Here is an 18946-nt window from a genome sequence, read left to right as displayed (position 1 = left end):
ATGAGTATTAAATTAGTAGCAATCGACATCGATGGGACTTTGATTAATGATCAGCACACCATCAATCCAGAGGTAAAAACGGCCATCCACGAAGCACGGCAAAAAGGCGTTCACATTGTTTTATGTACCGGCCGCCCACTGCCAGGCGTCACCACGAAGCTAGCAGAATTAGCCATCAATCGTGATAACGAGTATGTGATTACCTACAACGGCTCTTTGATTCAAAATGTTGCTAGCGGTGATATCGTTGCCAGCTATGGCATGAGTTTAGCAGACTACAATATTTTAGAACTGACCGCCCGTAGATTAGGCATCCATTTCCATGCGATTAATCATGAAACGATTTTTACGCCAAATAGAAATATCAGCAAATATACCGTCAACGAGGCTTACTTGGTTGATATGCCTTTGGAATATCGGACACCCGAAGAAATGCATGAGGACCTAAATATTATCAAGATGATGATGATTGATCATCCTCATATTTTAGACGAAGCCATTAAAAAAATGCCACCAGAAATTACGGAAAAATACAATACGGTCAAAAGCTCGCCTTTTTATTATGAATTACTAAATAAAAATGCCAGCAAAGGTAATGCCTTAAAAACTTTAGCTGAATACCTTGGCCTGAAACCAGAAGAAACAATGGCGATTGGCGATAATGAAAATGACAATTCAATGTTGGAATATGCCGGCATCGGCGTTGCCGTAGCCAATGCCGTACCTAGCACCAAAGCAGCCGCTGACGTCCACGTTGCCAGCAACAATGATGGCGGTGTAGCCGAAGCCTTGAACAAATATGTTTTAATTTAAAATATAAAAAATCAGCCTAGCTAAACCCAAACTTAATTGCTTAAATAAAAAAATCCTGCTTATGCATCAGAGCTCCTTGAAAGAGCCCCCGCCAAGCAGGATTTTTATTTTTTTTAATTGGTTTTAAGCCATTGCTCTACAGCCCACTTGTGACTGCCGCGTTTTAATAATTCAATCGCCTTTTCCGGAGCAACCCAAGCAATGACATTGGTTTTTTCAGTCGGTTCACAGACCTGTTGCCAAGCCGTCACTTGATAAAAGTAACCGGGATTATAATAATAAGTATCCCGATGACGGGAAAAGAAAAATTCATCCGCTTGGCCATAATAATTGCCCAAAGTCGCCTCAACCCCCAGCTCTTCAATTAATTCCCGTTGAATCGCCGCCAGTTGATCTTCACCGGCTTCAATCTCGCCGCCGGGTAAAAAATATGCACCATTAGGGGCCTGCACAATTGCCAGCTCATTTTTTTGATTTGGTAAAACAACATAGACGGCATAGCGGCTGATGTACTCAACATTTTCCGTCTTTAACCCGAAGGTCGGAATGCTCATTTACAAACTCCTTTAAACTTCAATATTCTTCATCTAATAATTATTGCCTGGAAATGTTTATCATTTTCATTTCATAATTTCAGTCTTAGTTAACAGTTTACATGAGAAATTTCTCATTAACAAGCCTTTTAAAACAGAAGCTTTAAAAAAATAATAAGAGTATGCTAAGATTGATGAGAAAGAGAGGATGAAGAATATGAAAATGGCTCACACTTGTGTTCGCGTCAAAGATTTAGAGGCATCATTGAAGTTCTATCAAGAGGCTTTTGATTTTGAAGAAAGCCGTCGTCGTGATTTTCCGGAAAATGAATTCACTTTAGTTTATTTGACTTTACCTGGAGATGATTATGAATTGGAATTGACATACAATTACAATCATCCTGGTTATGATTTAGGAAATGGTTATGGCCATATTGCTATTGCTGCAGATGATTTAGAAGCTACTCACGCTAAACATCAAGCAGCTGGTTTTAATGTCACTGACTTAAAAGGCCTCCCAGGAACTGATCCATCTTATTACTTTATTGTAGATCCTGATGGTTATAAAATTGAAGTCATTCGTGGATAATAAAGTTTTGATTTTGATATAAATTGAAACGGAGTTTGAATTTTATCTTGTAGGTAGCAAGTGCTACAAACTATTGATAACTTATCTACATTTCAACCTTGTTGAAAATTGAAACGTAAAATAAAATTACTTCTAAGTAGCAAAAAGAGAGCCTCAGCAATTGAAGCTCTCTTTTTATTATCCTACCATGACACCTTCTTCAGGATATTTGTAATTAGCCTGCTCTCGTTTGCTTTTAGCAATTAAAGAGAAAACAACTGTCAAAATCCCCACTCGACCGATATACATTAAAGCAATAATGACGACTTTGCCGATTTCGGTTAGATCTGGCGTTAAGCCCATCGTGAGGCCGACAGTGCCAAAAGCCGAAAAAGCTTCAAAGGCAATGTACTCAATCCCAAATTCTGGAGGGATGGTTTCTGTAACAGAAAGCAGCATGATTGCCAGCACACAGACTGTCAAGGTGATAAAAAATAAAGTTAAAGCCCGCAGCACCGTTGATTGACGAATCGTGCGGCCGTGGAACTCCGCGCGTGTGCGTCCTTTAAACATTGAGCGCATTTGAATCAGCAACACTCCAAAAGTTGTCGTCTTCAAACCACCTGCTGTTGAACCGGAAGTTCCGCCGATATACATCAGAAACATCGTCAAAATTAAACCAGCGTCGGTCATATGGGCGTAGTTCACAGAATAATAGCCCGCTGTCCGTGGCGTGACACTCATAAAAAAGGTGTTAACTAAGCGCTCGAAAAAATTTCCATCCGGAGCCAAGGCAGCCGCATTATTTTCCGTGAAGAAAAATAGAATTGTCCCACCTAATAATAAAATTCCAGTGATGCTTAAGCCAATGCGGGTATGCAAAGACAAGCGTTTTTTCTCGCGATATTCAATAATATCCCGCCAAACAATAAAGCCTAACCCACCGGCAATAATCAACAGCGCTACCACCAAAATTAAGAACCAGTTTTGCTGGTCTTGAGCTAAGCTATCGCCTAACAAATCAAAGCCGGCATTACAAAAGCTGGAAATCGAATGGAAAATACCAAACCAAACTCCCTTTAGCCAGCCGTATTGCGGAACAAAAACAAAGGATAATAAGACTGCACCGACACCTTGAATAACTGCTGACAATTTCACAATGTACAGCATCAGCTTCATCACGCCTGATAAATCATCTAAATTTAACGCTTCCTGCAGAACAATCCGAGTACTAAAAGCGACCTTCTTTTTCATGGCCGAGAAAAAAAGAATCGGAATCATCATAAAGCCCAAACCGCCAACTTCAATTAAAATCATAAGCAATACTTGGCCGTAAATATTCCAATGCTCAGCGGTATTTAAAGTTGTCAGACCAGTCACACACACTGCGGATGTTGCCGTAAAAATCCCATCGAGCCACGCTGTCGCTTCTCCTGAGCGGCTGAAAAACGGCAGACTCAACAAACTACCGCCACTTAAAATTAGCAATAAAAATCCCAAGGCTAATAATCTGCCTGGCGAAATTCTTTCAAACATCCGTCTCTTTACCTTAAACATCTCTGCACCTTCTACTCATTCTTCCAAAACAATTTATATACAAGTAAAGGTACCACAACTTAACTCGTTGTGGTACCCATATTTTTAATCTTAATCAGACGGGTCACTTCCGCCCGTTCATTTTCCTCTAGCTTCATTTGAATATAGTGGATTGTCTCCTCCAATTGAGGAATCGTCATATATTCTAGCGCATTGACGCGCCGAAGGGTCTTCTCAATTTCTGAGGCCATCAGCTGACAGGTTTTTTCAATTTCCGTCAGCTCTAACAGCTGAGGTAAAAAGTCTGCAAAACGATCAATCGCCGAATCCAACTCAGCATTTGAATTTAAATAGCCGTATTCCAAGGGAGCTACCCCGAGGCGCTCGTCATACTCAAAAGCCATCTGCGGCACCTTGACACTCATAATATTTTTTTCCAGAACATCTAGCTGCACATCTTCAGCTGGAAGAATAAAGAGTTCTTCAATAAACGCCTCGTTGATTGTCGCATCTGCCAAAACAAAATCCGCCATGGCAGTCTGCATCTTTTCTTCAACAATTTTCCGCAGCTGATTATTTTTGCGCACCAGCAAGATAAACTGGCGCATCAGCTCGTCTTGCTTGTCTTTTAAAAGTTTGTGCCCTCTAGTAGCGGTTGTCATTTGCTTTTTCAAGCGCGTCAATTCCATCCGCGTCGGGTTCACATTTAATCGGGCCATTTTATCACTTCTTCCTCTAGTAAAGTAATAAACATTTTAAGGTCTGTCAGGTTGATTGATAGTTTCGTAGACAAGAAATCCTCTATTTAACAAAAATCAGGAAACCAAAAATTGTATTTATCACTGATTTCTACAAAAATTTACCGAACTTCCTTTTACTTGGACTATCAAAAACCTGAGCAGCGAAAAATTAGCTTACTTTTTCGGTAAATATTTATCCAGCATATCGTCTTTAATCCGTTTTAGTTCTGTTCTCGGCAGCATCGCTAATAATTCCCAGCCTAAATCTAAGGTTTCTTCAATGGAACGATTTGTATGGAAGCCTTGATTGACATACTCATTTTCAAAACGGTCCGCAAACTTCGCATAAATTTTATCGACATCTGATAAAGCGGCTTCCCCTAATACGACAGCCAATTCTTTCGCCTGTTTACCTTGAGCGTAGGCTGCAAATAACTGGTTCATTGAAGCTGCATGGTCTTCACGGGTTTTGCCGGGACCTGTTCCTTTATCTTTTAAACGGGATAAAGAAGACAATACATCAATCGGTGGCTGAATGCCTCGTTTATCTAAATCACGGGACAAAATAATTTGTCCTTCGGTAATATAGCCGGTTAAATCGGGAATCGGATGAGTCTTATCATCCTCTGGCATACTGAGAATCGGAATTTGCGTCACCGAACCCTTTAAGCCACGAATCCGCCCTGCTCGTTCATACAAGGTGGCCAAATTTGTGTAGAGATAACCAGGGTAGCCCCGTCGTCCAGGAACCTCCCGACGAGCCGCAGAAATTTCCCGTAGCGCTTCACAATAGTTGGTCATGTCCGTCATAATGACCAAGACGTGCATCCCTTTTTTATAGGCCAAATATTCAGCCGCCGTCAAAGCCATCCGTGGCGTGGCAATCCGCTCAATCGCAGGATCATTAGCTAGGTTCATAAACATTACCGAGCGATCGATAGCGCCGGTTTTACGGAAGTCCTCCATAAAATATTCGGCTTCTTCAAAGGTGATTCCGATTGCGGCAAAAACCACCGCAAAATCTTCATCCGAATTTAAAACGCTAGCTTGACGAGCAATTTGCGCCGCCAATTCTTTATGGGGTAGACCTGAACCTGAAAAGACCGGCAGCTTTTGTCCTCTTACCAAGGTGTTCAAGTGGTCAATCGCTGAAATTCCCGTTTGGATAAATTCATCCGGATAATCTCGGGCCACGGGGTTGATAACTTCTCCGTTAATATCCATTTTCTTTTCCGGTAAAATTTCCGGACCTTGATCTTTAGGCCGGCCAAGACCGTCAAAGACCCGGCCCACCATATCTTCTGATACACCCAATTCTAATGGATGGCCTAAAAAACGTACAGATGAATCCCGGAGATTAATGCCGCTAGTTCCCTCAAAAATTTGAACTAACGCCTTGTCTTCGTGAATTTCCAGCACTTGCCCGCGGCGAATTTCACCGTTTTGCATGCGCACTTCAATCAGCTCTTCGTATTTTACCCCTTGAACCTTATCGACTGCCATCAAAGGGCCGACGACTTCACCGATTGTTTTATATTCTTTAATCATTCGTCATGCCTCCTTGTGCGATAATTTCTTGGATTTCTGATTTGATTTCTTGATGAATCTCATCCAGTTTAGCAAGCTGGTTTTCTGGTAAATATTTACTGCGGGCAATCCGGTCTCGCAGCATAACCGTTCCATCAATAATTTCTGAAAGATAGGAACCCAAGCTTAAAGCCCGCTGACCTTCATGGCCAAAGGTTAAAATATTGTCCAACATTTTGTATTGCTTTCCCCGAGAAGTATAAGTATCGACATCATCAAAGGCATTTTGTTGAAGGTAATCCTCCCGCAAGGACTTCGCAACTTGCAAAGTCAGACGGTCACGGTCAGAAAGGGAATCGATACCGACTAAACGGACGATTTCATTTAATTGTGACTCCTCCTGCAAAATTCGCATGCCTTCTTTGACCATGCCAGACCAATCGCCATTTAGCTGCTGGTCTAAATACTGGCCGACTTCTGCGCTGTATAAGGAATAACTGGACAACCAATTAATCGATGGGAAGTGACGCTGTTGGGCTAATTGTGAATCCAGTCCCCAGAAAACCTTCACTACTCGTAAAGTGTTCTGCGTTACCGGTTCAGAAATATCACTACCAGATGGTGAAACAGCACTGATGGCAGTGATACTACCCTCACGATTATCTTCGCCTAATGCAATCACTCGCCCTGAACGCTCATAATATTCCGCCAAACGGCTACCTAAATAAGCAGGATAGCCTTCATCACCCGGCATTTCTTCTAAACGGCCACTCATCTCCCGCAGTGCTTCTGCCCAGCGAGAAGTTGAATCTGCCATGATTGCCACGTTATAACCCATGTCACGGAAATATTCCGCAATCGTAATTCCGGTATAAATCGAAGCTTCCCGAGCCGCAACGGGCATATTAGAGGTATTGGCAATTAAAACCGTCCGCTCCATCAATGATTCACCGGTATTTGGATCAATTAATTCCGGAAATTCATTCAACACGTCGGTCATCTCATTGCCTCGCTCGCCGCAACCCACATAAACAACTAAATCAACGTCAGCCCATTTAGCAATTTGGTGCTGCACGACTGTTTTACCCGCTCCAAATGGCCCGGGAACAGCGGCCGCTCCTCCTTTGGTGACCGGGAAAAACGTATCAATAACCCGCTGACCAGTAATCATCGGTGCCACAGGATTTAATTTTTCTTTGATTGGACGACCCCGACGCACCGGCCATTTTTGCAACATGGTCAAGGCTTTTTCTTCATTTTCAGTGGCAATTTTATAAATGACTTCATCAATCGTAAACTCACCAGCTGAAATTTCTGTGATGGTGCCTTGAATACCATTTGGCACCATAATTTTATGGTTAATTACATTAGTTTCTTGCACAGTGCCGACGATGTCGCCAGCGCTAACACTATCACCAACTGCTTTAGCTGGTTCAAAGAGCCATTTTTTTTCATGATTTAAGGCCGGCAGCTGCACTCCACGACTCAAGAAATTACTCTCTGTAATCTTTAAAAAAGTGTCCAACGGCCGTTGAATCCCGTCGAACATTTGTGACATGATACCTGGCGCCAGTTCAACTGAGAGAGCTTCACCAGTTGTTCTGACTGGTTCGCCAGGGCCGATGCCGGCAGTTTCCTCGTAGACCTGAATGGAAGCTACGTCTCCCCGCATCTCAATGATTTCTCCGATAACTCCTAAATCGCCCACATAACAGATGTCTTGAATACTGGCATTCGCCATATTGTTCGCCATCACTAGCGGTCCAGAGACTTTGATAACTTTTCCTTCTTGCAAATTATTTCCCTCCGTCTGTTAAACTGCTGCCTACAAAATATTTTGGCCCACGGCTTTTTCTACATTTTTGGCAATTTTATCCTGGCTGATGCCCAGCGTTCCTTCATGATTGGGAATTAAAACAATCGCCGGTGTCATCACCGTCTCATAGCGACTAATCGTCTCAGGAACTAAAGCAGCACAAGCTTCGGTCACATAAATTACTGCATAATCTGCTTGCGCCATCTCTTCAATCGCTTTGCGGGTCACCTTTTCGTCCGTTCCGTACCGCACGTCAAAGCCAAAAATTTTAAAGGGAAGCACGGAACCTTTGTCGCCAACGACGCCAATTTTACTAGTCATAGGTTGCCCGCATCCTTTCTCTAATTACTTCCTTGGCAATACCATTGCGTTTGCCAGTTACAATCAGTTGCAAATTTTTTCGCTCGACTTCTTTAGCATTGAGAAATGCTAGTAGCGGTAGCGGTCCAAAGGCTTGGACTTGGGCCTTTAGATATTTATCTGATAAATAATTGTCTTTAATTTTTTCCAATTCGACAAAATTAATTTCATTGTCGGTGATAGCTGGTGCAATCACTTCACCATACTCAGTTTCCTTGAGAAAAGTAATAAATTCCGTCAGAGAACCTTCGACATACTGCAACAAATCAGTCTTCTCAATACTACCCGAGCTAGAAAGCACCGTGGTCATAAAAGCGACTGTTCGTCTTTGACGCAGACCTCTGCCCAAAGTAATCAAATTAGTTAGATCAATAAAAGCAATAATTTCTTCTAGTAAATCAGGATAGCCTAATTGATCCCCTAGAATTCGCTGTTGTCTTAAAAATTCTCGATCATAGATGACATCGATTCCTTGTAAAATCGTTGCTTCTTCAAAATACTGACGGACTTCCCGAATACTGTCCATGACAGCCGAAGGTAAAACGTCCGATTCACCACTTTGAATAGCGGCTTTCAAATTTTCTAAAGAATAAAAGCCATCCGGCACAAATAAATGATCTAAATTTTTATTAGTGACCTGCGCTTTAGTCAAGACTTTTAAGTTATGGAAAGTAAACCGCATGGTATAAATCCAGACAACTTCTTTTTCTGGAGCTACTTCCACCAGCCAATGAAACAGCGCTGCTTGGTCTTTGGCCAAGCCCTGATCAATTTTATGTTCAAAGCCCTGGTAGACTAATTCACTGTAATGGGTGTTGTGCAAAATCTGACCCATACGTTGCAAGTCTGGCGCATTTAGCAGATTATCAAAATCTGCTTGGGTTAACAGCTCCAATTCCTTTGTTCGAATCAGAGGATTCAGCTCATGATAGCTGTTCACGAAAATCCCTCCTTTGCAGGCAATCTTGCTGATTAATTAAAAAGCTGCTGGGCAATTTCAAAGGAAACCTCGCTTTGCAAATCTTTAATTAAGTTTTCAAAAATAAAATTATACTGAACCCCTTGATCGTCTACGATAAAGCCGGCTTTTTTAGCAAACTTTTCTGGTGCCATCGTTAGCTGATAAGGCAGTGTTTGATTGATTTGCTCCAACCATTCTGTTGAATAATATGGACTTAATTCCCCTGCCATAAAGATTGCGGTATTTTTTAACGGCAATTGTTTTAAGGCTTTTGCCGCAAAGCTTTGCGCTTCATCTGGAGACCATTCCGCCATTTGCTGAGCCGAACGGGTAAACAAAGAAGATAAAAATTCCTGTTTTTCCTGAAGGCTTTGCTGGCGAATCGTAACCTGCTGGCGATTTTTTAGTTGACGATATTTACTGTCAATCGCCGCCAACTGCCGTGTTTTTTGCTTCTCGAAATCCTCTTGCAACTGAGCTAATTCCGTTGCATGCTGTTGATCTATTTTTGCTTTTTCCGCTGTTTCATAAGCGGTATTTTCAGCAGCTGCCTGCTGATTCATCTCTTCAATAATTTTTTCAATCGCATTCATCTGCTGTTCACCCCACTAGGCAATATTAATTAATAGGAATGAAATAACGAAGCCTAAAATTGCGTAAGTTTCCACCATTACGGCATAGACAATCCCTTTAGTCGCATGCTCTGGTTTTTTCGCCAAAATTTGGATGCCGGCTGCTGCCACTTTCCCTTGGGCGATGGCTGAAAATAAACCGGTAAAGGCAATCGGTAAGGAAGCGCCAAACAAGCTCATTCCTTGGATGAAGCTCACATCGCCGCCACTAGCATTTAAATAGATGAAAAAGGCAATTACGAAACCGTATAACCCTTGTGTCCCTGGTAAAAGTTCCAAAATCAAGGCCCGACCGAATTTTTCCGGCTGGCTTGTGGTTAAGGCCGCTGCCGCTTCCCCGGCAATGCCGACACCTTTAGCTGAACCAACACCTGAAAAAATTGTCGCTGTTGCCATCCCTAAAATAGCGAACAAAATCCCGCCGTCGTTAATCAATAAATCTACCATAATTCTTAATCCTCTTTTCGTTTGATATTCAAATATTTTTCAGCAGTTTTGAAGGGACTAAAGCCTCTCCCACCGCCGCTATAAAATTTCCCAAAAAACTCTACGTACTGCAATCTGGCGCCATGAACAAAAGCACTCAGTAAAGAAAGAAAAATATTCAATCCCTGCAGGATGATGATTAAAACAATCCCTGCTGTAAAGCGGGCACCTGTTGGCAGATAGCTGACAATCAAATTGAAAGCCGCTGCGATACTGCCGCCGGAAATTCCTAATGCCATCAAGCGTGTGTAACTCACTAAATCACCAATATAACCGGTGATACCATAAAGAGAATAGGCTCCTTTGGCAAAGCCTTTTAACTTAGAAGTCGACTGGAGAACCGGAATAAATAAAATTCCCAAAACTGAGATAATCGCAATGGCTGCCCCAAGATACGTCAAGGCCGCATTATTTAACAAAACATTGCCGGCCACTGCAATCACAATCCCAATTAAAATCCCTTGCCAGGCAAAGCCGTCACTGATGGCTGATAGATAATCTTTTTGCCGGATATGTTCTTTGGCGGCAATAAAAAGCCCGACTAAGATTTGGATAAACCCAAAAACAACAGATAAAATCATAATTTGAACGACATCATTTTCTGTCGAAAGGATTGGTGTATACGGTAGTGTCAGGCCGAAAAAGGACCCGTAAATTAAGCCCCAGGCCATCGTTGGTAAAGACAAAATCTGGAAAAATTTGGCAAACCTTGCCATCCCTGTCGGCAACACCATTTTTTTCAAAGCAAAGGTTGTCGCAAGTAACATCAATAATCCATAGCCAGCGTCTGCCACCATCATGCCGAAAAAGACAAAATAGAAGGGCATCAGCCACGGGGTTGGATCAATTTCATTGTATTTTGGTAAACTGTACATTTCAGTTAACAGTTCAAAAGGTGCGACAATTGGATGATTTTCCAAGGCAATTGGGACCTCTTCAGCAATTTCAGCCTCCGACGGCGTTTCAAAATCGAGATAAACTTCATCGGCACCTAATCGTTGGGTAATTTCCTCAGCAAGCACCCCTTGATCCTTACTACTAATCCAGCCTTGAATCACAACGAGATAACGACTGTGAATCAGTTGATTTTTAACAAATTCCCGTTGTTGGCGGGCTAGAAAAACTTCTTCAGCCCATTGCAGCTCGGGAATAATTTTAATCAGCTGCCCCACTTGACGGGTCAGCTCCTCCATAGCCTTTTGATTTGTAGTTAACTGTTTTTTTATCTCTGCCAATTCAGCTTTTGGTTCCCGCTGATAGGCATACTCAATTTTGCTGCCGCCACTTGTCTCAAGCAGAGCCGTTGCTGTTGCTTGCGCTTGTTTAGGAAAAACCAGCACCAAATTTACTTCTCGGTCATCGACATAAATTTCTTCAAAATAGAAATTGGCTTCTTCAGCAATACTTTCTTTAAAAGCATCATACCCAGAGGCTGGCAGCCCAACTAAATTTAGCTCAGTATAATCTGGCAACGGTGTATTGGGATTAATATCTAAATACTGCCAATGACTTAGCCATGTTTCAGCTTCGTTGAGACGTTCTTTTTCCGCTGTTAATTTTTGCCACTGTTTTTCTAAAGCTAAAATTTCTGGTAATTGTTTTCGTAATTTTTCTTCGTCAATGCCAGCTTCTAATTCCTGCAAAGAAAGGAAGCTGCGTTTTAAACTAAAATTTTTACTTTTTGCACCATAATGACGAATAAATTGGACGGCTTGTTGAATATCTTTTTGCAGATCCAATAATTCGGCCTCTTGGGTGGTTTCCATCAACGCCGCTTCTTCGGCAAAATATTCTTTGACCCATTGATTGCTAGTATTTTCTTGTTTCAAATCCCGCATTTCAATCCGCTGCAGCCCTTGGATGGTTTGCAGGAGGCTTTCTTGATGGCGTTGATCACAAATGGCGGTTAATTTACTCATTCTAGTCACTGCCATAGTTTTGCTTCACCCTCTCGATAATCGTTTGAATAGCAGCTTGATCGTGTTTTTGATATTGCTCTTGTAAGTCATCACTGACTTTTTTTGCTTCAATTAATAACAGCTCTTTTTCCGCTGCTAATTGCTCTGCTTCAGCGGCTTCTCTTTCTGCCATCAGCTTGGTTAACAGCTGATGATTTTCTGTTTGCAGTTTTTGGAGTTCCTGATTGCGCTCGGTGGCATATTTTTGAATGTTGTCCAACATTGCTTGTTTTTTTATCGCCAGCTGTTCCTCAGCGGCTTTAATTTCATTTAGCGCTTCTAACAAGTTCTTCACTCCCTTCAAGCATGGCTTTTGTAAAACTAAAAAAAGCGTGAAACTTCCTTGCAACTGTAAGAAAGTTTCACGCGATAATTGTTAGTTCACAGGTGCGCTTTTTCTCTCTTATTCTTCTCACCCCTTGAAGAATCCGATCCTTGAAGCTTGCGCCCAACCATTAATTATTTAACTCTAAACAGTATACCAAAAGTTATTTAAAAAGACAAAGTTTTCTAATTTTTTTTAAAAGCCGTTGAGCCAAAGACTTCTGTGAAGCGGAATAATGTTGGTTTTTGGCAAAAAATGCTATGATTACCAAAAAAATGAAGGAGCAATTTTTATGTCATTACCAATTATCGGCATTGCTGGCAATCAGCTGGTTCATGATAGCCAAACATTCAACGGCAATCAAGTTACTTATACACCTCAAGGCTTCGTAGACGCTGTCCAGATAGCTGGTGGCCTGCCACTAGTTTTGCCAATCGGGGAACCAACATTAGCCCAAAGTTACATCAAACAAATTGATAAACTACTTTTAGCAGGCGGTCAAGATATTATGCCTCAGCTATTTGGAGAGGAACCCAGCGAAAAATTAGGAGAAATTAATCCGGCAAGGGATCATTTTGAAATTGCGCTAGTCAAAGAAGCTGTTGCTCAGCGCAAACCAATTTTTGCGGTGTGCCGCGGTGTTCAACTAGTGAATGTGGCCCTCGGTGGCACCTTGTATCAAGACTTATCTTTTTATGAAAAGACGGCCCTAAAACATGAACAAGCTCCCACTGCACCATGGTTTGCCACCCATGAAGTCAAAACTGCGGCAGATAGCTTAGTGAATAATTTATTAGGAGGTAGCCATCTAGTTAATTCCTATCACCATCAAGGGATTAAAAAAATTGCCCCCCAATTAAAAGCCACGGCTTGGGCAAATGATGGGATTGTTGAGGCTCTTGAAAGCACTCAACCAGAGCACAAAATTTTAGGTGTCCAATGGCATCCAGAATTAAACCATCACGTAGATGCCAAAGAGCAAGGCTTGTTTAATTATTTTGTCAATCAGCTTTAAATTGCCAGCTCCTCCTATGCTATACTAAAAAGAAAAGCTGAGGAGTAGACCGATGGAAAATGAATTACTTTTTGAAAATCGTGAGGCGTTTCGCCGCTGGTTACAGGAAAATCAGCACAGTGAAGTCGGAGTTTGGCTGCTTTTTTCTAAAGCAGCCCCGCTGAAAACCTTAAAAGCGACAGAAGCGTTGGAAGAAGCTTTATGTTTTGGTTGGATTGATGGGCAGATGAAAAAAATTGACGAACAGCAATATCGAAAATATTTCGCCCAACGCCGCAAAAATAGCAAATGGTCGGAAAAGAATAAAAAATTAGTTGCTAGTTTGGAAAATAGAGGGCTGATGACTAAAGCCGGTCGCGATAAAATCGCAGAAGCCAAAGCCAATGGCCAATGGGAGCAACCTACCAAGCCAGCCATCACGGAAACGGATATTACCCAAACTGCTCAATTATTGAAGGAAAATCCACAGGCCTACGATAATTTCCTTAAGATGTCGCCTTCTGTACAAAAGACTTATACCCGCGCCTATTTAGATGCGAAAACAGAAGTAGGACGCCAGAAACGTTTGGCCTGGATGTTGGAACGGATTTCGCAAAATCTGAAACCGATGTAAACAATTTTGTTTTAGCAAGATATGACTTGTTTAAAATTTTGAAAATCAAACTATTCAACTAGTTTGTTACAACTAAAAAATACTGTCAAAGGAGCTTGCCCGCTGTATAATGCAGGACGCTTCTTTAACAGTATTTTTTTAATTTTTAAAAATTAAAATTATCGGGATCAGCACCTAAACGCTCGTTAATATTCAGACCGTTGATTTTTTGAATTTCTTCAGCGGATAATTCAAAATCAAAAACGTCAAAATTTTCTTGAATTCGTTGTTCGTGAACGGATTTAGGAATCACAATGATTTTATTTTGCAAATGCCAGCGGATAATAACTTGGGCCGCTGTCTTCTGATGAGCTTTACCGATTTCCATCAAGACAGGATTATTCAAAATGGTTCCTTGACCTAATGGCGACCAAGCTTCAACTGCAACATCAATAGATTTCAAATAATTTCTCAAAGGCTCTTGTGTCAATGTTGGATGAATTTCAATTTGATCTAAGACTGGTTTAACCTTTGCATCAGCTAAAAGATCCTCAAGATGATGCTGATGGAAATTAGAAACGCCAATCGCTTTAGCCTTGCCGCTGGCATAAATTTCTTCCATCGCCCGCCAAGAATCTTTGTATTTCCCAGCTACTGGCCAGTGAATCAAATACAGATCAACATAATCAAGACCTAATTTTTCTAGACTGTCGTTAAAGGCTTGATGAGTAGATTCATAACCTTGGTCGCTATTCCATAATTTTGTCGTCACGAAAATTTCTTCACGGGGAACCCCAGAATTGCGGATGCCTTGACCGACACCATCTTCGTTTTTATAAGCAGCAGCCGTATCAATCAAGCGATAGCCAGCCTTCAATGCCCACTCAACTGCTTTGGCGGCATCGTCATTGGGCGCCCGCCACACACCTAAACCAATTTGCGGAATCTCTAAACCATTGTTTAATGTTTGATAATCCATTTTCTTTCCTCCTAATTCTGTCTTTTACAGCATTTCTTTTATTGTCCAATTAGATGAAGCTTTCGTCAACTAATTGACCTTCAAATAAAAATCCTGATAAGTCAGTGACCTATCAGGAATTATAATATTTTAGCTTTTAACTTTGCGGCGTTCGTTTCGTAAAATTGAAAATGATTGTTTCAAGGCTGCTAATAAGCCGCCTTCGTTATAAACTAAGACATTTGATTTGTATAAATTAGCCGACAAGAGCATCAATGCCACAGTTGTCACAGCTAAAATCGCCACTGAAATCATGGCTTCTGTATTGGTAGCCACATTACTAGCCAAGCGGACAGGCATGATATAAGAAGACAGAAACGGAATATAGGAAGTAACACGGATGACAATATTATTCGGATCTGACATCCCCATGGCAATCCCCAAAATATAACCGCCTAATGACAGATAAGTTACTGGCATAATTGCCTTGGCGGTGTCTTCGGATTTACTGACCAGCGAGCCGCACAGAGCGGAAAGCACAGAGTAAATCAAAATTCCTAGGAAAATATAAATAATTGTGAAGATTAAAAATGGTCCAAAAATTTGTTCGACTGAAATTCCGTCCAGCACCTGCTGGACAATCTCGAGATTTTTGAAATACTGGAAGCCGATACCAAAGGCAAGCGCATAAACGACCATCTGTGTTAAGGCAACTAATAGCACGCCGACAATTTTACCGTAAAAATGACTTTTCGCCGTCGTACTGGAAAGAATAACTTCCATAATCCGAGTGCCTTTTTCTGAGGCAATCTCTTGGGCAACAATTTGAGCATAGGTCATGATAAAGACCATCAGTAAAATTGTTGAAGCAAAACTAATCATCGATTGGATAAAGGTATTATTTTCATCAACAATCATCTGCCCATCATCATCAAAGCTGACTCTTTCAGAGGTGATATTCACCGCTTCATTTAAGCTGGCAACATCAGTAGTTGTTAATCCAAGTCCAGTCGCTCGTAACGTCGACTGAAGTGAAGTTAAGTATTGCTGAATCACCATTTCAGCAGTCGTGCCGAGAGTGGTATCACTGTACAGGGTCGCTTGAATAGTATTGCCATCGAGACTTAATAACAGATACCCATCAATCTTTTCATCCGCCAATTCTTTTTGCGCATCAGCTTCTGAGTCAATCTCTTTAAAATCATAATCCTCATTATTTAGCGCCTCGAAACCTTGTGTCAGGCTGCTGTCGCTTGCCACCACGCCAAAATTACTGGTTTCGCCAATGCCACCGGCGAAACTTCCGGCAATATAAGCAATCCCCATAATAATAAACGGGAACAAAATCATCACGACAAACGCCCCAGATTTGACGTTTTTCTTATAGATATCTAACGCAATGATCCAAAATTTACGCATTATTGTCACCTGCCTTTAATTTAAAAATTTCTTCAAGGGTCGGCGGTTGTTGATTAAACATCGGAATATAGCCCCCCTGAGTTGCCCGCATAAAAATTTCTTCGCCGGCTTGAGCATCACTTAGGGTAATGTTTAAGCTGCCGTCTGAACTTTCAATGACTTCCTTAACACCGGCAAAGCCTTCAACATCGGCTTTACTTAAAGCCGATTCCAAGAACAGCTTGGTACGTCCGAAGGATTCACGAATTTCATGCACTTTACCATCTAAAACTGTTTCGCCATTGCGGAGCATAATTAAGGAATCACAAATTTTTTCAACGTTGTCCATATTATGACTGGAGAAAATAACGGCTGAGCCTTTACTTTTCAATTCAATAATGCCGTCTTTCAGCAATTCAGCGTTGACCGGGTCAAGCCCACTGAAGGGTTCATCCAAAATAACTAATTTGGGTTCGTGAATCAAAGTTGCAATCAACTGAACCTTTTGCTGATTCCCCTTAGATAAAGTTTTCACCTTATCCGTCTTCTTGCCCTTCACCTGAAATTTTTCCATCCATTCATCAATCTTTGGCAAAATTTCTTTTTTCGTTTTGCCCCGCAATTCTGCAAAATAGACCAGCTGATCTTGAATGGTAACTTTCGGGTACAAACCCCTTTCCTCAGGCAGATAGCCGATGATATTGTACTCTTTGCTGCTGATTTCTTTACCATCCCAAAGAACTTCTCCAGAATCAGCGGTTAAAAAATCGAGGATTAGTCGAAACGTTGTCGTCTTACCAGCACCATTTTGACCGATTAATCCCAAAATTTTGCCGTCAGGGATGTCAAATGACAAATTATCAACCGCTGTGTAGTTCCCGAATGTTTTGGTTAAGTTTTTCACTTCTAACATTTGTTTACTCCTTATTTTTTTATTGTTTTATGGAAATTTTCTAGTACCATTTTTTAAGAATAACATAAGTGCCTAAATATGCGAAAATAAATATAAAAATTAGCAAAGTTCCAATGCCCACCAATAGCTCATTGAAAAACGGCCCAACGAGAATCATCAGATAGGCCATTGCTAGCTGAAAAATACAAGCAATTCTTAACGCTTTGGCGGATAATTCCTGATTTCTTTCATCAGAATCCCGGATTCGCATTTTTTTTATGACCTCAGGTTGCTTCATCAAGCGTCGATTTCGCAGAGGTAGCACAAGACCCAACACAATCAAACTACCGGAAGCTCCTGCGTAAAAGCCCTGAAAATAATCTGATAAATGCACCAATCCCTGACGAGTGGCAAAGCTATAGGTCGCTCCTAAAATCCCTCCTAAGACGATAAAACAAGCCGCCAGCGAACTTTTAACTTGTAAATGTTCGATATAATCTTGATCCGTGTGGACATTTTTCATGTTGAACATTTTAAGCTTCATCTGATGTTCTCCTCCTCCAAATTAAATTCAAATACCTCTTCAATCGTTAAATCAAAAAACTGAGCAATTTTGTGGGCCAAAATCAAAGAGGCATTGTAGCGGCCATTTTCTAATGAGATAATCGTCTGGCGAGTGACATCCACCGCCTCCGCCAACTCACTTTGGGTGACTTTATTTTGTTTGCGCAACTCATGAATTTTATTTTCCATTGGAGTTCCTCCATTCATGTATAGTTCGCTTTACAAATAAAGTATAGCTCACTTTACATTTTTTGTAAAGCGAGCTATACATTTTCTCTGATTTTTTTTTTGAAAAATTTTTTAGTCGAAAATTTTTGATTCTTTAATAATTTCAGCTGAGGGTGTTAAGGTCGCTTCTTCAATCGAAGCCCCTGTATTTTTTAAATATTTTTTTACTAGATGATAGCCGACGGTGTAACCGGCATTTCTCAAAAGTCCTACTGGCGCGTAGCCCTGTTCTTTAGCGACAGCATCGCCATACATATAAGCTGCCACCTATTCAAATCCTCGAGCTTGACGGCCAGCCTTCATGACTTCAATTGAATCGGCTAATTCTTTTTTTGAAAAATCCTGTACCCAAGGCCCCCGCTGATCAATTCCGTATAATTTTTCAGCAAAAACCTCGGCTAATCCTTCAATCACCAAATATTCTTCAACGCTGACATCCCCATGATTAAACGGAGCATAGGTAAACCGAACATTGTGACTAAATTCATGGGCTAAAGCCGATTTCAAGCGGCTTTGATTAAACTGATTTGGGACCACCAGCAAAAAAATAAAACCGGGAATGCCGCCAAAGCCGCTGTATCCTTCACTAGCCATCAAAATCGAATTTTCTGAATCTCCTAATAAAATTGTCACCACAAATTCGGACACAGGTATTTGATAACCGATTTCAGCAAAAGCAGTAATTCCCTGTCTCAAAACAGCTGGCGCCTCTGTAAAAATATTCGTTGCCACTAATTTTTCTAGTTTTCCAGCAATTAACTGGCTGCTCTTGCGGGGTGTCCAAATACCCATCATTTCCGAAGCCATCACTACATCATAACCTCCGGGACTTTTTGGTTTCAAAGGGGTATTTAAATATTGCCACATTTTTGCCAGTGGTGCCATCAGCTGATAGCGAAAATCATCTTCTGTCGGCTGCCCTCTCAGTGCCTGTTGATAAAAAACCGTTGAATCTACTAAACGAATTGCGATATTTTCCATTTTCTCGCCTCCTTAAGCCCAGTTTAAGGGCTGACGCAGCGGCAAGGTCAATAAAAATATTTA

The 18946-nt window shown here is 41.2% G+C and carries 20 protein-coding genes, 1 pseudogene and 1 other annotated feature; of the genes and pseudogenes, 4 read left to right on the top strand and 17 right to left on the bottom strand.

Annotation, left to right across the window (positions count from 1 at the left end; translation table 11 throughout):
• Complete coding sequence (yidA, locus tag AC1Z3S_RS11205; RefSeq protein WP_461740443.1) at nt 1–813, top strand: sugar-phosphatase; 813 nt, start codon at nt 1–3, stop codon at nt 811–813.
• A 113-nt stretch (nt 814–926) separates the two neighbouring features.
• On the opposite strand, the gene AC1Z3S_RS11200 is transcribed toward yidA, so the two are convergent.
• The gene (locus AC1Z3S_RS11200) at nt 927–1367 is read right to left on the bottom strand and encodes an NUDIX hydrolase (RefSeq protein ID WP_461740442.1); all 441 of its coding nucleotides are present in this window, start codon (nt 1365–1367) and stop codon (nt 927–929) included.
• 196 nt (nt 1368–1563) lie between these two features.
• Between AC1Z3S_RS11200 and gloA the strand changes: the two genes are divergently transcribed.
• Nucleotides 1564–1935, top strand: a complete 372-nt coding sequence (gloA, locus tag AC1Z3S_RS11195; protein ID WP_461737937.1) for a lactoylglutathione lyase — start codon at nt 1564–1566, stop codon at nt 1933–1935.
• A gap of 177 nt (nt 1936–2112) precedes the next feature.
• On the opposite strand, the gene AC1Z3S_RS11190 is transcribed toward gloA, so the two are convergent.
• The 10 genes from AC1Z3S_RS11190 to AC1Z3S_RS11145 all read right to left on the bottom strand — a co-directional run bounded on the left by AC1Z3S_RS11190 (nt 2113) and on the right by AC1Z3S_RS11145 (nt 12216).
• A complete protein-coding gene (locus AC1Z3S_RS11190) occupies nt 2113–3471 on the bottom strand; it encodes a TrkH family potassium uptake protein (RefSeq protein ID WP_461740441.1) in 1359 nt (452 codons plus the stop codon).
• Between the two features lie 59 nt (nt 3472–3530).
• Complete coding sequence (locus AC1Z3S_RS11185; protein ID WP_461740440.1) at nt 3531–4169, bottom strand: V-type ATP synthase subunit D; 639 nt, start codon at nt 4167–4169, stop codon at nt 3531–3533.
• A 195-nt stretch (nt 4170–4364) separates the two neighbouring features.
• Nucleotides 4365–5738, bottom strand: a complete 1374-nt coding sequence (locus AC1Z3S_RS11180; RefSeq protein WP_461740439.1) for a V-type ATP synthase subunit B — start codon at nt 5736–5738, stop codon at nt 4365–4367.
• Nucleotides 5731–7512, bottom strand: a complete 1782-nt coding sequence (locus AC1Z3S_RS11175) for a V-type ATP synthase subunit A (RefSeq protein ID WP_461740438.1) — start codon at nt 7510–7512, stop codon at nt 5731–5733. Before AC1Z3S_RS11175 ends, AC1Z3S_RS11180 begins: the two co-directional genes overlap by 8 nt.
• A gap of 30 nt (nt 7513–7542) precedes the next feature.
• The gene (locus AC1Z3S_RS11170; protein WP_461737816.1) at nt 7543–7854 is read right to left on the bottom strand and encodes a V-type ATP synthase subunit F; all 312 of its coding nucleotides are present in this window, start codon (nt 7852–7854) and stop codon (nt 7543–7545) included.
• A complete protein-coding gene (locus AC1Z3S_RS11165; RefSeq protein WP_461740437.1) occupies nt 7847–8833 on the bottom strand; it encodes a V-type ATPase subunit in 987 nt (328 codons plus the stop codon). Before AC1Z3S_RS11165 ends, AC1Z3S_RS11170 begins: the two co-directional genes overlap by 8 nt.
• A gap of 32 nt (nt 8834–8865) precedes the next feature.
• Nucleotides 8866–9447 (bottom strand): ATPase V, encoded by a 582-nt coding sequence (locus AC1Z3S_RS11160; RefSeq protein ID WP_461740436.1) that lies wholly within the window; start codon nt 9445–9447, stop codon nt 8866–8868.
• 15 nt (nt 9448–9462) lie between these two features.
• Nucleotides 9463–9933 (bottom strand): V-type ATP synthase subunit K, encoded by a 471-nt coding sequence (locus AC1Z3S_RS11155; protein WP_461737819.1) that lies wholly within the window; start codon nt 9931–9933, stop codon nt 9463–9465.
• Between the two features lie 5 nt (nt 9934–9938).
• Complete coding sequence (locus tag AC1Z3S_RS11150) at nt 9939–11906, bottom strand: V-type ATP synthase subunit I (RefSeq protein ID WP_461740435.1); 1968 nt, start codon at nt 11904–11906, stop codon at nt 9939–9941.
• A complete protein-coding gene (locus AC1Z3S_RS11145) occupies nt 11893–12216 on the bottom strand; it encodes a hypothetical protein (RefSeq protein WP_461737821.1) in 324 nt (107 codons plus the stop codon). The genes AC1Z3S_RS11150 and AC1Z3S_RS11145 overlap by 14 nt, the downstream gene beginning before the upstream one ends.
• 120 nt (nt 12217–12336) lie before the next feature.
• Nucleotides 12337–12384 (bottom strand) — a sequence feature (sodium ion sensor (DUF1646 type); this cis-regulatory element may regulate processes involved in with the transportation of sodium ions).
• Nucleotides 12385–12547: 163 nt separating this feature from the next.
• Here AC1Z3S_RS11145 and AC1Z3S_RS11140 point away from each other — a divergent pair.
• Complete coding sequence (locus AC1Z3S_RS11140) at nt 12548–13270, top strand: gamma-glutamyl-gamma-aminobutyrate hydrolase family protein (protein ID WP_461740434.1); 723 nt, start codon at nt 12548–12550, stop codon at nt 13268–13270.
• 52 nt (nt 13271–13322) lie between these two features.
• Nucleotides 13323–13883: a YdeI/OmpD-associated family protein gene (locus tag AC1Z3S_RS11135; protein WP_461740433.1), complete on the top strand. Its 561-nt coding sequence runs from the start codon at nt 13323–13325 to the stop codon at nt 13881–13883.
• Nucleotides 13884–14028: 145 nt separating this feature from the next.
• Here the strand turns inward: AC1Z3S_RS11135 and AC1Z3S_RS11130 are convergent, their stop codons facing one another.
• The 6 genes and pseudogenes from AC1Z3S_RS11130 to AC1Z3S_RS11105 form a co-directional block, all read right to left on the bottom strand.
• The gene (locus AC1Z3S_RS11130; protein ID WP_461740432.1) at nt 14029–14841 is read right to left on the bottom strand and encodes an aldo/keto reductase; all 813 of its coding nucleotides are present in this window, start codon (nt 14839–14841) and stop codon (nt 14029–14031) included.
• A 129-nt stretch (nt 14842–14970) separates the two neighbouring features.
• Nucleotides 14971–16239: an ABC transporter permease gene (locus AC1Z3S_RS11125; RefSeq protein ID WP_461740431.1), complete on the bottom strand. Its 1269-nt coding sequence runs from the start codon at nt 16237–16239 to the stop codon at nt 14971–14973.
• Complete coding sequence (locus AC1Z3S_RS11120) at nt 16232–17131, bottom strand: ABC transporter ATP-binding protein (protein ID WP_461737826.1); 900 nt, start codon at nt 17129–17131, stop codon at nt 16232–16234. Before AC1Z3S_RS11120 ends, AC1Z3S_RS11125 begins: the two co-directional genes overlap by 8 nt.
• 40 nt (nt 17132–17171) lie before the next feature.
• A complete protein-coding gene (locus AC1Z3S_RS11115) occupies nt 17172–17654 on the bottom strand; it encodes a DUF6442 family protein (protein WP_461737827.1) in 483 nt (160 codons plus the stop codon).
• Nucleotides 17651–17863: a helix-turn-helix transcriptional regulator gene (locus AC1Z3S_RS11110; protein ID WP_265458997.1), complete on the bottom strand. Its 213-nt coding sequence runs from the start codon at nt 17861–17863 to the stop codon at nt 17651–17653. The genes AC1Z3S_RS11115 and AC1Z3S_RS11110 overlap by 4 nt, the downstream gene beginning before the upstream one ends.
• A 111-nt stretch (nt 17864–17974) precedes the next feature.
• A pseudogene (locus tag AC1Z3S_RS11105) lies at nt 17975–18694 on the bottom strand (DUF2268 domain-containing putative Zn-dependent protease).
• Nucleotides 18695–18946: the final 252 nt, after the last annotated feature.

It is taken from the genome of Enterococcus sp. LJL90 (assembly GCF_056924355.1).
The sequence above is the reverse complement of the archived record's forward strand: the minus strand, read 5'-3'. Positions and strand labels throughout refer to the sequence as shown.